Consider the following 13,980-nt stretch of genomic DNA (forward strand, 5'->3'; position numbering starts at 1 on the left):
GCCGGAACAGCGGCCCGCACGGCCGCGCCCGATCGGGCGGAACCGCCCATACCACCCCATGGATCTGTGACGTCCGACGCGTCTGGCGCACACCCGCGCTGATCACCGAAACGTTTCGGTTATCCCGCTCCTACTCGGTGGTAGCGTGACCGGCCGTCAGCACGAGCTGCCCTCCGCCGGTGCGCCTCCCTCCTCGGGTCCACGCCGGCGGCGGCCCCTCTTTTCCCACGTTCCAAGGATTCCTCATGGTCGACATCCGCCTGGATGCACAGTGGATCGACTACGCGATCATCGCGTTGTACTTCGCGTTCGTCCTCGGCGTCGGTTGGTACGCCAAGCGCGGCGTCTCGAACTCGATCGAGTTCTTCCTCTCCGGTCGCTCCCTGCCCGCCTGGGTCACCGGTCTCGCCTTCATCTCCGCCAACCTCGGCGCCGTCGAGATCATGGGCATGTCCGCCACGGGTGCCCAGTACGGCCTGCCGACGATGCACTACTTCTGGGTCGGCGCGATTCCGGCGATGCTGTTCCTGGGCGTCGTGATGATGCCCTTCTACTACGGCTCCAAGGTGCGCTCGGTCCCCGAGTTCATGCGCATGCGTTTCGGCACCGGCGCCCACCTGGTCAACTCCCTCAGCTTCGCCGTCGCCCAGCTGCTGATCGCCGGCGTGAACCTCTCGCTGCTGGCCACGATCGTCAACCGCCTGCTGGGCTGGCCGATCTGGGTGGGCCTCGTGCTCGCCGCGGCGTTCGTGCTGTTCTACATCACCGTCGGCGGTCTCTCCGCCGCCATCTACAACGAGGTGCTGCAGTTCTTCGTGATCGTCGCGGCCCTGCTGCCGCTGACGCTGATCGGTCTGCACCGTGTGGGCGGCTGGCAGGGCCTGACCGAGCGCGTCGCCGGTGACGGCATGCTCGGCTCCGAGCAGCTGCACACGTGGCCGGGCGAGCAGCTCTCCGGCTTCGACAGCCCGGTGCTGTCGGTGGTCGGCATCGTGCTGGGCCTGGGCTTCGTACAGTCCTTCGGCTACTGGACCACGAACTTCGTCGAGGTCCAGCGGGCCATGGCCTCCAAGGACCTCACCGCCGCCCGGATGACGCCGATCATCGGCGCCTTCCCCAAGATGTTCATCCCCTTCATCGTCATCATCCCCGGCATGATCACCGCGGTGCTGGTGAACGAGATGGTCGACTTCAAGCAGTACGCCTCGGCCGGAGATGCCGAGGCGGCCGCCGCCACGGGCGTGACCTACAACGACGCCCTGCTGCTGCTGATGCGCGACGTGCTGCCCAACGGTCTGCTCGGCGTCGCGATCGCGGGCCTGCTGGCCGCGTTCATGGCCGGCATGGCCGCGAACATCTCGGCGTTCAACACGGTTGCCAGCTACGACCTGTACCAGCAGTACGTGAAGAAGGACGCGCCGGATGCCCACTACACGTTCGTGGGTCGCGTCGCCACCGCCGCCGCCTGCGTCATCGCGATCTTCACCGCACTGATCGCCGGTCAGTTCTCGAACCTGATGGACTACCTGCAGGCTCTGTTCGGGTTCTTCAACGCGCCGCTGTTCGCGACGTTCATCCTGGGCATGTTCTGGAAGCGGATGACGCCGACGGCCGGCTGGGCCGGCCTGGTCGCCGGCACCCTGGCGGCCGTGGGCCTGTGGGGCTCCTCGACGTTCTTCGGCGTCTTCGAGCTGCCCGGCCAGGGCCTCGCCTTCGTCAGCGCCTTCGCCGCGTTCGCGGTCGACATCATCGTCTCCGTCGTGGTCACGCAGTTCACCGCTCCCAAGCCGGTCCTCGAGCTGAAGGGCCTGGTGTACTCCGAGACCGCGAAGGCCGACCTGGTCGATCCCGAGGAGAAGAACCTCGCCTTCTACCGCCGCCCGGTTCCCATGGCCTTGATCGCTCTGGGCCTCGTCGTCATCCTGAATATCGTCTTCGCGTGAGCGCGGACGGAGGAGATCACTCATGAGTGCACACAAGGACAGCAGCGCCGCCGACGTCCCCGACGGCACGCACGTCGAGACCACCGGGGCCTTCGACATCCGCAACTTCATCGGCGCCCTGATCGGGCTCTTCGGCATCGTCGTGACCCTGATGGGTCTGTTCGCCTTCACCGAGGCGGAGGCCGCCAAGACCGGCGGGGTCAACGCCAACCTGTGGGCGGGCCTGGCCATGATCGTGGTCGCGATCGCGTTCGTCCTCTGGACCAAGGTGGACCCGCTGCGCATCGTCGTGCGGGACAACGAGGAGGGTGCCGAGGCACCTCGGGACATCGCTCCTCTGGAGTGAGGGCCTGAGACCCCGCTCCCTCTCCGCAGGACCGATCCCGGCCCGCCTGCCCGATGCTCCTCGGGCCGGCGGGCCGGCGTCGTCGGGGCCCGCGTAGCATCGAGGCCGACGCCCCCGACGTGAAGGAGCACGAGTGAACGCCGAGTCCACCACCCCCGCCCCCGAGACCGGCAAGGGCGCAGACGCCACCCCCGTGCCCGAGGACAACCTGGTCACCACGCTGCACTCGCTCGCACTGGCCGACGGGCCGCTGGACTACACGGCCACCGCCGGCACCGTGGTGCTGAGGGAGGAGCCCGAGGGTGAGGAGTACGGCCGCGCCACCGCCTACGCCGAGCTGTTCTCGGTCTCCTACGTCGCCAGCGCACCGGCCCCGGGCGGCTCGGAGGCGGCCCGGCCGGTGGTGTTCGCCTTCAACGGCGGCCCCGGCGCCTCGACGGTGTGGCTGCACCTGGGGCTGCTCGGCCCGCGCCGGGTGGACGCCGGCGACGCCGGCTCCCCGGCCGCCCCGCCGCACCGGCTGCTGGACAACGACGAGACGATCCTGCGCCACGCGGACCTCGTGGTGGTCGACGCGATGACCACCGGCTACTCCCGGCCCGTCCCCGGCCAGAAGCCCGACCGCCACCACGGACTGGCCGCGGACCGCGACCTGATCGCCTCCTTCGTCATCGACTGGCTCACCCGCAACCAGCGCTGGACCTCCCCGATCTACCTGGCCGGGGAGTCCTACGGCACCACCCGCGCCTCCGCCGTGGCCGCCCATCTGATGGACCGCTACTACGTGGCCGTCGCGGGGATCGCCCTGGTCTCCCCCGTGCTGGACTTCGGCACCATCCGCTTCACCGAGGGCAACGATCGCCCCTACGTGCACTACCTGCCCACCTACGCCGCCATCGCCCACGCGCACGGCAAGCACGAGGAGCGGCTGCTGCAGGACGTGGTCGACGAGGCGGAGGCGTTCGCCGAGCAGGAGTACCCGGCCCTGCTCGCCGCGGGGCTGCGCCTGTCCCCCGAGCAGAAGCTGGAGGCCGCCGCCCGCATCGGCTCCCTGATCGGCGTGGACCCCGACTGGGTCGAGCGCGCGGATCTGCGCGTGGAGCACCAGGCGTACCTCGCCGAGCTGCTGCGGGACCAGGGCCTGGTCGCCGGCCGCATCGACGGGCGCTTCACCGCTCCCGCCGGGGACGGCAACGCCGCCACGATGGAGACGGACCCCTCGATCGACCAGCTGGCCCCGGCCTACACCGCGACGATCAACCAGTACCTGCGCCGGGAGCTCGACTTCACCAGCGACGTGGTCTACGAGATCATGTCCGCCCGCGTGCACCCGTGGAGCTACAAGGACTTCGAGGGCCGTGCCGTCGAGGTCGCCTCTGACCTCGCGCGGCTGCTGCGCAAGTCCCCGCACACCCGGGTGCTGGTCTCCCACGGCTACCACGACGCCGCGACCCCGTTCCATGCCAGCGAGCACGTCCTGGCCCAGCTCGCCATTCCGCGAGAGGACTTCGCCGAGCGGATCCGCATCGAGTACTACGAGGCCGGGCACATGATGTACTGCCACGAGCCCAGCCGCCTGGCCCTGTCGCAGCATCTTGCCGAGTTCGTCGGCGCGGCGGAGCCGGAGATGGTGGACTGATCTCATGACGGCTCCACGCATCGAAGAGCACGCCCTCCTCTCCGACCAGCGCACCACGGCACTCGTGACGCGGGAGGGGGACATCGACTGGCTGTGCATGCCGCGCTTCGACGCCGACGCGATGTTCACCTCGCTGCTCGGCGACGAGTCCCACGGCCACTGGTCCCTGCGGATCGCCGACGGGGAGGTCCTCTCCCGCCGCTACCTGCCCTCGACGATGGTGCTGGAGACGGTGTGGCGCTCCCCCACCGGCACCGCGACGGTCACGGAGTTCCTCCCGATCGACCTCGCCGACCCGTCGGACGATCCCGCCGCGGACAGCGGAGACGGCGCGGACGGCAGTGATTCCGACGCCGCCGACCGGCCCTCCACCCCCAGCTCCGCCTCGAGCTCCGCCGCCGGCACGGCGACCTCCCTGCGCGGCGACGTGGAGGATCACGCGGACCTGATCCGCAGCGTCACCTGCACCGAGGGCACCGTCGAGGTGGTCCAGGAGCTGAAGATCCGCTTCGAGTACGGCCAGGCCGTGCCGTGGGTGCGCCGCGGCCAGGACGAGAAGGGCGAGAGCGTGCTGATCGCCGTCGCCGGCGGGGACGGCGTCGCCCTGCACGGGCCGGCGCTGAGCGCGCACGGCCGTGTCCACCGCGGCAGCCACCGGCTGGCCTCGGGCGAGAGCGCCTCCTGGGTGCTCACCTGGTTCCCCTCCTGGCAGCAGGTGCCCGCCGCCCCGAACGTCCGCGCGGCTCTGGCCCGCACCACCGCCGAATGGGCCGGCTGGCTGGGGCAGGTCCGGGTGGAGAACGAATACGCCGAACCCGTCGCCCACTCCCTGCTGGTGCTGCGGGCCCTCACCCACCGCCGCACCGGCGGGATCATCGCCGCGGCGACCACGAGCCTGCCCGAGGACTTCGGCGGGGTGCGCAACTGGGACTACCGGTTCTGCTGGCTGCGCGACGCGGCCCTGTCCCTCGAGGCGCTGCTGGCCCACGGTCACATCGATGCCGCCGCCACCTGGCGCGACTGGCTGCTGCGGGCCATCGCCGGCGACCCCGAGCGCCTCCAGATCATGTACTCCATCACCGGGGACCGGAACCTGGTCGAACGCGAGCTCCCCCACCTCCCCGGCTACGAGGACTCGGTGCCGGTGCGCATCGGCAACGGGGCCGCCGGCCAGTACCAGGCCGACGTGGTCGGCGAGGTGATGATCGCGCTGTCGGCGATGCGCGAGGCCGGGCTGGAGGAGTCCGCCTGGTCGTGGCCGCTGCAGAAGGCCCTGGTCCGCTACGCCGTGGACCGGATCGACGAGCCCGACCACGGGATCTGGGAGATGCGCGGCGAGCCCGCCTACTTCACCCACGGCCGCGTGATGATCTGGGCGACCTTCGACCGGGCGATCGATGCGGTCGAGACCTACGGCCTGCCCGCCCCGGACGAGGACCTCGCCCGCTGGAAGCACCTGCGCGAGCAGGTGCGCGAGGAGATCCTCACCCGCGGCGTCGGCGAGGACGGCGCCTTCACCCAGACCTACGGGTCCGCCGAGGTCGACGCCTCTCTCCTGCAGATCCCCCACACCGGCTTCCTGCCGCCGGACGATCCGCACATGCTCGCCACCGTCGAACGGATCGAGCGCGACCTGCTCACCGAGGACGGACTGATCCTGCGCTACCTCACCAAGGGCCAGGACGGGCTGCCCGGGGACGAGCACCCGTTCCTGGTGTGCTGCTTCTGGCTCGTCGAGCAGTACGCCGGCTCCGGCCGTCGCGCCGACGCCGTCCAGCTCATGGACCGCATCCTGGCCTGCGCCAACGACCTCCACCTGATGGCCGAGGAGTACGACGGCACCGCACAGCGCATGGCCGGCAACTTCCCCCAGGCCTTCAGCCACCTCGGCCTGATCCGAGCGGTCGACGCTCTCGCCCTGACGATCCCCCGCTGAGCCCCGCCAGCAGACGACGAAGGAGATGACCACGATGAGCGATCTGCCCACCATCACCGAGGCCCGCATCGCGGAGCTGATGGACCGCGTGCCCCGCAGCTCCTATGTCGACGGCCGGTTCCTCGCCGCCGCCGGGGACCTGGACGTCATCGACCCCGCGACCGGCCGGCCGCTGACCCAGGTGGCCGACGCCGATGCCACGACCGTCGGCCCCCAGGCGCTCGACGCCGCCGTCGCCGCGCAGAGCGACTGGGCGGCGACCACCCCGCGCGAGCGCTCGGAGATCCTGCGCCGCGCCTACGAGCTGTGCCACGAGCGGGCCGATGACCTCGCCCTGGCGATGACCCTGGAGATGGGCAAGCCGCTGAAGGAGGCCTACGGCGAGGTCACCTACGGCGCGGAGTTCCTGCGCTGGTTCAGCGAGGAGGGCGTGCGCCCGCCCGGCGAGTTCCGCCCGGCTCCGTCGGCGAAGCACGCGATCCTCACCGTGTCCCGGCCCGTCGGCCCCGCCTTCCTCATCACCCCGTGGAACTTCCCGCTGTCGATGGCGACCCGCAAGATCGCCCCGGCGCTGGCGGCCGGCTGCACCGTGGTGCACAAGCCCGCCCAGATGACGCCGCTGACCTCGCTGCTGTTCATGGAGATCCTGGCGCAGGCCGGGGTCCCCGCGGGTGTGGTGAACTGCGTGGTCACCTCGGACTCCAAGGGCCTCAGCTCCACCCTGATGTCCGATCCGCGGCTGCGGAAGATCTCGTTCACCGGGTCCACCGCCGTCGGCCGCACCCTGCTCAGCCAAGCCTCTGAGCACGTGCTGAAGGCGTCCATGGAGCTCGGCGGCAACGCGCCGTTCCTCGTGCTGCCCTCGGCGGACATCGAGACCGCGATCACCGCGGCGATGCCCGCGAAGTTCCGCAACAACGGCGAGGCCTGCACCGCCGCGAACCGGTTCTACGTCCACTCCACCGTCGCCGAGGAGTTCACCCGCCGCCTCGTCGAGGAGGCCGAGAACCTCGTCACCGGCCCCGGCGCCGAGGACGGCACCACGCTCGGCCCGCTGATCAACGAGGACGCCGTCCAGAAGGTCGAGGAGCTGGTGGCCGACGCCGTCGACCGCGGCGCGAAGGTCCTCACCGGCGGGCAGCGGCTCGATCGCGAGGGGTACTTCTACGCCCCCACCGTGCTCGGCGACGTCCCGGCCGACGCCCGCGTCAACCACGAGGAGATCTTCGGGCCCGTCGCCCCGATCATCGTCATGGACGACATCGACGAGATGGTCGCCGCCGCCAACGACACCGAGTTCGGGCTGATGAGCTACGTCGCCGGCTCCGACCTCGCCGAGGTCACCGATGCCGCCCAGCGCATCGAGGCCGGAATGGTCGCGGTCAACGTCGGCGTCTCCTCGGATCCCGCCGCCCCCTTCGGCGGCATCAAGGAATCCGGGCTCGGCCGCGAGGGCTCCCACGAGGGCCTGGCCGAATACCTCGAGACCAGCTACGTGCGCCTGCCGATGTGACCGGCATAAGCTTCGCCCCATGGGGACCACGATCTACCTGACCGGCGAGGCCAAGGCGCCGAGCAACAATCCGATCACGTCGCAGTGGGGATTGTTCTTCATCGGCCTCATCGTCGATACTGAGACCCACGTCATCCGGGCCGCGGACTGCACCGCCACGCTGACTCTCACCGTCGAGTTCGTGCGTGAGCTGCTGGTGGGCCGCTCGCTGCTCGAGGATGACGCCCTGGTGGAGTCGATCACCGACAGGTACCACGGGTCCTCGCAGAGGGCGCTCGCCACGTCCGTGCGCAACGCCGCTGCGAAGTACCGCGATCTGTCGGCCGGCATCACCGCATAACTCACCGTCCGCCCGGAACCTCACCGAACCGGATCCCGTCGGAAGCACCGTGAACGCGCCTCGGAAGAGGCGGCGCTCGCTGGTGCTTCCGATTTTTTTGTCCCCGAATCCGGTCCCGACCCCCGACCGCCCCCGACGAAGAGGACCCTTCTCGTGATCACCGACGGCCTACTCATGCTCGGCGTCCTGCTCGGACTCTCCGGCGTGCTGATCGTGCTCGAACGCACCACCGGCTGGAAGTTCTTCCGCTTCGTGCCCGGCATGGTGCTGATGTACCTGCTGTGCGCGACCCTCAACTCCCTCGGCGTCTTCGGCCAGGACGACGCCACCCGGGAGCCCATCGCCCAGGTCAAGGACGTCCTGCTGCCGGCGATGATCTTCCTGTTCCTCTTCGGCTGCGACCTGCGCAAGATCATCCGGCTCGGCCCGAAGCTGCTGCTGACCTACTTCGTGGCCGCGGCCTCGCTGTTCCTGGCGATGATCCTCGTCTTCCTGGTCTTCCAGGCGGCGCTGCACGAGGAGTCGTGGAAGGCGCTCGGTGCTCTGCTGGGCTCCTGGACCGGCGGCAGCGCCAACATGGTCGCAATCCAGGACATCCTGCAGGCGCCGGAGAGCATCTTCGGCTACGCCCTGATCACCGACACGATCATGTACTCGCTGTGGCTGATGATCATGTTCGCCTCGGTCGCCGCCTCGCCGCGGTTCAACCGGTGGACCAAGGCCGACACCTCCCACCTCGACTCCCACATGGGCGTGCTGGAGGAGGAGAAGCGGCCGGTCACCGTGGTCTCGCTGGCGATCACGATCTTCGGCTCGATCCTGGTCTCGACCGTCGTGACCTGGATCGGCGGCCTGCTGCCCGAATGGGGCGACGTGGTCACCGGCACCACCTGGACGATCCTCATCGTCTCCGTCCTGGGCCTGATCGTCGCCGTCACCCCACTGGGGAAGACCGCGGGCACCCAGGAGGTCGCCACGCTGATGCTGTTCGTGGTGATCGGCCAGATCGCCTCCGGCTCGGACTTCTCGGCCCTCACCCAGGCGCCGCTGTACCTCCTGATCGGCCTGCTGGTGCTCGCCATCCACGCCGTGATCATGGTGGTCTACGCGAAGCTGACCAAGACCGAGCTGTTCTCGCTGGCGGTGGCCTCGACGGCGAACATCGGCGGGATCGCCTCGGCGCCCGTGGTCGCCAGCGCCTTCAACCGGCAGCTGGTCCCCGTCGGCATCCTCTACGCACTGATCGGATCGTTCGCGGGCACCTTCATCGGTCTCGCCGCGGCCCAGGTGATGTCGGCACTGTGAGCACCGCACCCGATCCCCGAGAACGAGAGCTCCACATCCTCGCGGTGCGTCAGCATCGCCACCGGGCTCCTCTGCGCCGTCCCTTCGTCACCGCCGCCCGCCGCACCGAGGCCGTCGAGTACGTCGTCGCCGAGGTCGAGCTGGCCGGAGGCATCGTCGGCCAGGGCTCCGCGGCGGAGACCGTCGCCGTCACCGGCGAATCGGCCGACTCCATCGCCGAGGCCCTCTCCGGCCCCCTCCGGCAGGCGCTGGAGGGCGCCCGGGGCACCGTCGCGGAGCTGTCGGCCCGGATCGCCGGAGCCCTCGAAGGCGGCACCAGTGCCCGGGCGGCGTGCGACGTGGCCCTGCACGACGCCTGGGCCCGCGCGGCCGGCTCTCCCCTGGTGGAGCTGCTCGGCGGCCGCGCCGACGACGGGCTGATGAACGACATGACCGTCTCGCTCGAGGAGCCCGAGGTGATGGCCGAGCGGGCTCGCGCCGCGGTGGCCGGCGGCGAGGAGATCCTCAAGATCAAGCTCGGCCACGACATCGATGAGGACCGACGCCGGCTGGCTGCGGTCATCGCGGCGGCCCCTTCGGCCCGTCTGCGACTGGATGCCAATCAGGGCTGGAGCCCCGAGCAGGCCATCGACATCATCACCGGCTTCGAGATCGACGCTCTGCCGATCGACCTGGTCGAGCAGCCCGTGGCGGCCGCCAACGTGGAGGGCATGGCGCGGGTGGCGGCGGCGGTCGAGCTGCCGATCATGGCCGATGAGTCCGTGTGGTCCGTCGAGGACGCCCACCGGCTCGTCGAGGCCGGCGCCGCGGACCTGCTGAACATCAAGCTGGCCAAGACCGGCGGCATCCCGCAGGCCCTCGCCATCGCCGACGTCGCCCAGGCGGCCGGCATCGAGTGCATGATCGGCGCGATGATGGAGCCGCGCATCTCGATCACTGCGGCCGCGCACGTCGCGATCGCGCACCCGGCGATCACGATGATCGACCTGGATCCGCCCTTCTGGTTCGCCTCCGAAGCCCCCGCCGGCGGCTTCACCCAGAGCGGCGGCTGGCTGCGCCTGACCGGCGGTCCCGGCCTCGGCCTCCAGCGGCTGCGGGCCGATGAGGACGGGGGTGATACGTGAGCACCGTGCCCATGCCGGGTGTCGCGCCCGACCGCGCCCACCCGTCGCACCCTGGACCCACCATCTGCCGTCCTCGCCCTGCCGGGGACACCTCGAAGGAGAACCTGATGTCCACGCACTCCCCCGCTGTCCGTCTCACCCGCCGCGATGGTCTGCGTCTCGCCGCGACCGGTACCGCCGGTCTCGCCGTCGCAGGGCTGGCCTCCGTCGCGCCCGCCGCCGTCGCCGCTCCCGCCGACGCCGCCCCCGCGGGGCTCCCCGCCCCTGGTGAGGGCCTCTCTCCGGGCGGCCTCGCCCATGTCGCCGTCACGGCCACCACCCTGTGGGTGGATCCGCGCACGAACCGTCCCGGGATCGACGACCCCTCGCTGACCAACCCCGTCGACCTGGATGCCTGGAACGCGAACATGCAGGACACCGAGACCCGGCGCTGGCTGACCGGCGAGCTCGAGTCCCAGGCCGTGCTCGGCAGCGAGGTGATCGTCGACGAGATCGACGGCGACTGGGCGAAGATCGTGGTGACCGCGCAGCCCACCCCGCGCGACCCGCGCGGCTACCCCGGCTGGGTGCCCACCATCCATCTGGTGGCCGACGGCGACTTCGCCGCCCGCGCCGGCTCCGCGCCGACGGCGACCGTCACGGCGCTGACCAGCACGCTGACGGGGACCCCGTCGGGCAACCATCCGAGCATCCCGGTCTCCTTCGACACGATCCTGCCGGTGCTCGGCCGTACCGGGAAGGCGGTCAAGGTCGCGGTTCCCGGCGCCCGGGCGGCGTATCTGCCGGCCGACGACGTGGTGGTCCGCGAGCACGGCGAGCAGCCGCCGCTGCCCACCGTGGAGGACATCGTCGCCACCGGTGAGCGGTTCCTGGGGCTGCGATACCTGTGGGCGGGCGTGAGCGCCTACGGGTTCGACTGCTCCGGCTACACCTACACGCTGTTCCACCACCACGGGATCACCGTCAACCGCGATGCCGGTGCCCAGATGAACAACTCCGGGCTCGAGCCGGTCGAGCGCGAGGACCTCCAGCGCGGCGACCTGGTGTTCTTCGCGACCGAGCCGGGCGGCGACTCGATCCGCCACGTCGCCCTCTACCTGGGCGATGACATGATCATGCAGGCGCCCAACGCCTCGCGCAGCGTCGAGAAGATGTCGCTGACCGAGTACGACCCGACCGGCGAGTACGCCGGAGCGCGGCGCGTGGCCCTGGCCGGCTGAGCCAGCGGCGGGTCGAAGGGCCAGCGAGCCGGCGGGCCGGCGGGGCGACGGGCCACCGGTCCGGCGGGCCCCTTGCCCCGTGCAGCCCCACACCACGTTCGTGCCCCATCGGCACCTGACGGCGCGCTCCCTGCGAGCGCGCCGTCAGGTGCCGATGTGTGTCTGGGGCGGTGTGCGACTCAGTGCCGGTGACGACGCCCGGCGCAGTGCTCGTGGGCTGTCCGAGCCGGTGCTCACGGCGACCCGATGTGCCTTTCCTCCACAATGGCAGGTTTTCCACACCCATACTGTTGACGCCGCTCAGATGTGGTAAATCGCGTGGACGTAAACCATCATTCCTCCACAGTGGCAATTCGTCCACATTGACGCCTCGCCGTTCCTCCACAGTGGCCATTCGTCCACATTCGACGCCGCCATCGTTCCTCCACAGTGGTCGCTCATCCACAAATTCCTCCGGATCTCGCGAATCTCTTTCGGATTGGTGTTCGAGTCGATAAACTGGGCACGGCACGTAGGGGCCGGGGATTTCCGGGGGTGCGGCACTGTCAGGGGAAGGGAGGGGGTTTGGTCGTGGGCGAGGAAGAACTGCAACGAGACCACGCTGGCGAGCCCTGCCCGGGCCCGGAGGCCGCTGATTCCGCGAACGCCCGCGAGGGCACCGCTCCTCCCGGCACGGGCGAAGGCCACGGCTTGGATGACGCTCCTGGCTCCGGTGACACTCCCAATCCGGCCGACGATGCCTGCCCCGATGACGCGTCCGGCCCTGCGGACACTGCGCCGGAACCCGAGCCCGAGGCGGAGATGCCGACAGTGCCGCCCCTGCGAGCCCGCAAGCCGCTGACCGAAGAGCGGATCCTCGAGGCCGCCGAAGCCGAGGCCGGCAGTGAGCAGGCCGATCGAGTGCAGGCGATCCATGCCGCCCTCCGTGCCCAGGCCACCGCCTACGCGCGCCAGCTCGAGCGTGTCTGTGAGTTCTTCACCGCCGACGACGAGGTGGCAGGATCCGTGGAGGACTCGGACCTGGTCGCGCTGAAACTCGCCACTGCGATGCGCTGCTCCACCAGCCGCGCCGAGTCCATGATCCGCCACGCCCACCGCGCCATCGACCAGCTCCCCGCCGTGTTCGCGTTCCTCGATGCCGGGGACCTCCCTGAGGACTGGCACCGCCACTTGCTGCGCAAAACCGCGGCCCTCAACGACGAGAAGATCCACATCGTCGACGTGCATGTCTCCTCGTGGGATCTGGCGAACATCTCCCGCGACCAGTTCGATAGACGCCTGAGATACCTCATCGATCTGCTCACCGCCGATGCCCTGCCCGAACTGCCCGAGACCAAGCGCCAGGTGGCGGTGGAGATCGATGATGAGCGGTGCGGGACGGCGACCATGCTGATCACCGGGCCCATCCCCGAGATCATCGCGCTGATGCACCGCATCGACACCTCCGCCCTCACCGTCCAGCAAGCACAGCGCCAAGCCCTCCGCGACGGCCAAGAAGGCCCGCTGCCGTTCGACATCGATGAGGACCTGCGTGAACGCGGCCGCGCCAAATCCCTCGCAGAGCTGCGGTACGCGGTGCTGACCCACTCGATGCTGAGCATCGACCCGGTCCAAGAACGCGGCCAGCAGTTCACCCTGAACGTCACCGTCCCCGCCCTCACCCTCCTCGGTGCTTCGAACGCGCCCGGGCTGATCGAGGGCCAGACCCCGATCCCCGCCGAACAAGCACGCGTGTTGGCAGCGAACGAGGATGCGACCTGGCATCGGATCCTCACCGACCCCGCCACCGGAGCGTTCCTGCCCACCGCGGCCACCACCTACAAACCCAGCGCCCAGATGTGTCAGCAGCTGCGGCTGCGCCACCCCGTGTGCGCCGCCCCCGGGTGCCGGAAAGCCACCGCCCTCAGCGCCGAGAACGACCACATCCAAGAATTCAACCACCACCACCCCGAAGCCGGCGGCCTCACCACCCTCGTCAATCTCCACCGATTATGCTGGCGCCACCACCAGTTGAAAACCAGCGGCCGAATAGACCCCGAACGCGACACCGGAAACACCCGCGCGCCCAGCGGCGGCAGCATGCCCGATAATGAGGGCGGCCCGGGAAATCCGGCACCCGATCCCAGGGGCCCCGGCATCCCCAGTGGTACCGGTCGTGGCGCTGGCTCCGAAAACGACGCCAGCAATACTTTCAAGGGGCACGACCGCGCCGACCCGTTCCACGGCAGCAGCGGCGGGCCCCTGGAGACCCGGTGGAGCATCGACCTCGCCGCCCGCGCCCGCACCCGCGAAGAGACCGACCTCGCCACCCCACACCTCGTCGCCGCCCTCAACACCGCCTGGAACCACCACGAACGCATCCAGGACCAGGCCACCCAGGCCCAAGAACAAGACGCCCAACGCTCCGAGACCGAACGAATCACCGAAAAGCGCCGCGAACGCGAACGCAGATTCCTCGGCAAACGCGCCGACCCCACACCCCCGCCGCCGCCCCGCCCAGAGGACGACGAACCACCACCGTTCTGACGGCGGGCGGCGATTATGGCCATCGACGGCACAGAGTCACCGCCGCCAACCTGCCGAGGCGTCGACGTCGACGGTCCAGCTGCTGCTC

Annotated in this window: 10 protein-coding genes; all 10 read left to right on the forward strand. The window is 70.0% G+C overall.

The window, feature by feature from the left end; genetic code table 11:
* Positions 1–245: 245 nt before the first annotated feature.
* The 10 genes from ACFQS2_RS00145 to ACFQS2_RS00190 all read left to right on the forward strand — a co-directional run bounded on the left by ACFQS2_RS00145 (position 246) and on the right by ACFQS2_RS00190 (position 13,892).
* Positions 246–1,943 (forward strand): sodium:solute symporter family protein, encoded by a 1,698-nt coding sequence (locus ACFQS2_RS00145; protein WP_377018876.1) that lies wholly within the window; start codon positions 246–248, stop codon positions 1,941–1,943.
* Between the two features lie 22 nt (positions 1,944–1,965).
* Positions 1,966–2,289, forward strand: a complete 324-nt coding sequence (locus ACFQS2_RS00150) for a hypothetical protein (RefSeq protein ID WP_377792293.1) — start codon at positions 1,966–1,968, stop codon at positions 2,287–2,289.
* 133 nt (positions 2,290–2,422) lie between these two features.
* Complete coding sequence (locus ACFQS2_RS00155; RefSeq protein ID WP_377792294.1) at positions 2,423–3,928, forward strand: S10 family peptidase; 1,506 nt, start codon at positions 2,423–2,425, stop codon at positions 3,926–3,928.
* Between the two features lie 4 nt (positions 3,929–3,932).
* Positions 3,933–5,864 (forward strand): glycoside hydrolase family 15 protein, encoded by a 1,932-nt coding sequence (locus ACFQS2_RS00160; RefSeq protein ID WP_377792295.1) that lies wholly within the window; start codon positions 3,933–3,935, stop codon positions 5,862–5,864.
* 34 nt (positions 5,865–5,898) lie between these two features.
* Positions 5,899–7,377 (forward strand): NAD-dependent succinate-semialdehyde dehydrogenase, encoded by a 1,479-nt coding sequence (locus ACFQS2_RS00165; RefSeq protein WP_377792296.1) that lies wholly within the window; start codon positions 5,899–5,901, stop codon positions 7,375–7,377.
* A gap of 19 nt (positions 7,378–7,396) precedes the next feature.
* The gene (locus tag ACFQS2_RS00170; protein WP_377018871.1) at positions 7,397–7,717 is read left to right on the forward strand and encodes a DUF3870 domain-containing protein; all 321 of its coding nucleotides are present in this window, start codon (positions 7,397–7,399) and stop codon (positions 7,715–7,717) included.
* 153 nt (positions 7,718–7,870) lie between these two features.
* A complete protein-coding gene (locus ACFQS2_RS00175) occupies positions 7,871–9,022 on the forward strand; it encodes a DUF819 domain-containing protein (RefSeq protein ID WP_377792297.1) in 1,152 nt (383 codons plus the stop codon).
* Positions 9,019–10,146 carry a dipeptide epimerase gene (locus tag ACFQS2_RS00180; protein ID WP_377792298.1) on the forward strand — a complete coding sequence of 376 codons (1,128 nt, stop codon included), beginning with the start codon at positions 9,019–9,021 and terminating at the stop codon, positions 10,144–10,146. The genes ACFQS2_RS00175 and ACFQS2_RS00180 overlap by 4 nt, the downstream gene beginning before the upstream one ends.
* 107 nt (positions 10,147–10,253) lie before the next feature.
* Entirely contained in the window at positions 10,254–11,366 is a 1,113-nt protein-coding gene (locus tag ACFQS2_RS00185) for an NlpC/P60 family protein (RefSeq protein WP_377792299.1), read from the forward strand.
* Between the two features lie 690 nt (positions 11,367–12,056).
* A complete protein-coding gene (locus ACFQS2_RS00190) occupies positions 12,057–13,892 on the forward strand; it encodes a DUF222 domain-containing protein (protein WP_377792300.1) in 1,836 nt (611 codons plus the stop codon).
* The last annotated feature ends 88 nt before the right edge of the window (positions 13,893–13,980 follow it).

The organism is Brachybacterium sp. GCM10030267 (assembly GCF_042666875.1).
In the GTDB taxonomy this organism is placed as follows: Bacteria; Actinomycetota; Actinomycetes; order Actinomycetales; family Dermabacteraceae; genus Brachybacterium.

Bases quoted from the DNA above. Each gene is read 5' to 3' on its own strand.
- ACFQS2_RS00165 (WP_377792296.1), top strand. From the start codon at position 5,899: ATGAGCGATCTGCCCACCATCACCGAGGCCCGCATCGCGGAGCTGATG.
- ACFQS2_RS00150 (WP_377792293.1), top strand. From the start codon at position 1,966: ATGAGTGCACACAAGGACAGCAGCGCCGCCGACGTCCCCGACGGCACG.
- ACFQS2_RS00185 (WP_377792299.1), top strand. From the start codon at position 10,254: ATGTCCACGCACTCCCCCGCTGTCCGTCTCACCCGCCGCGATGGTCTG.
- ACFQS2_RS00145 (WP_377018876.1), top strand. From the start codon at position 246: ATGGTCGACATCCGCCTGGATGCACAGTGGATCGACTACGCGATCATC.
- ACFQS2_RS00170 (WP_377018871.1), top strand. From the start codon at position 7,397: ATGGGGACCACGATCTACCTGACCGGCGAGGCCAAGGCGCCGAGCAAC.
- ACFQS2_RS00160 (WP_377792295.1), top strand. From the start codon at position 3,933: ATGACGGCTCCACGCATCGAAGAGCACGCCCTCCTCTCCGACCAGCGC.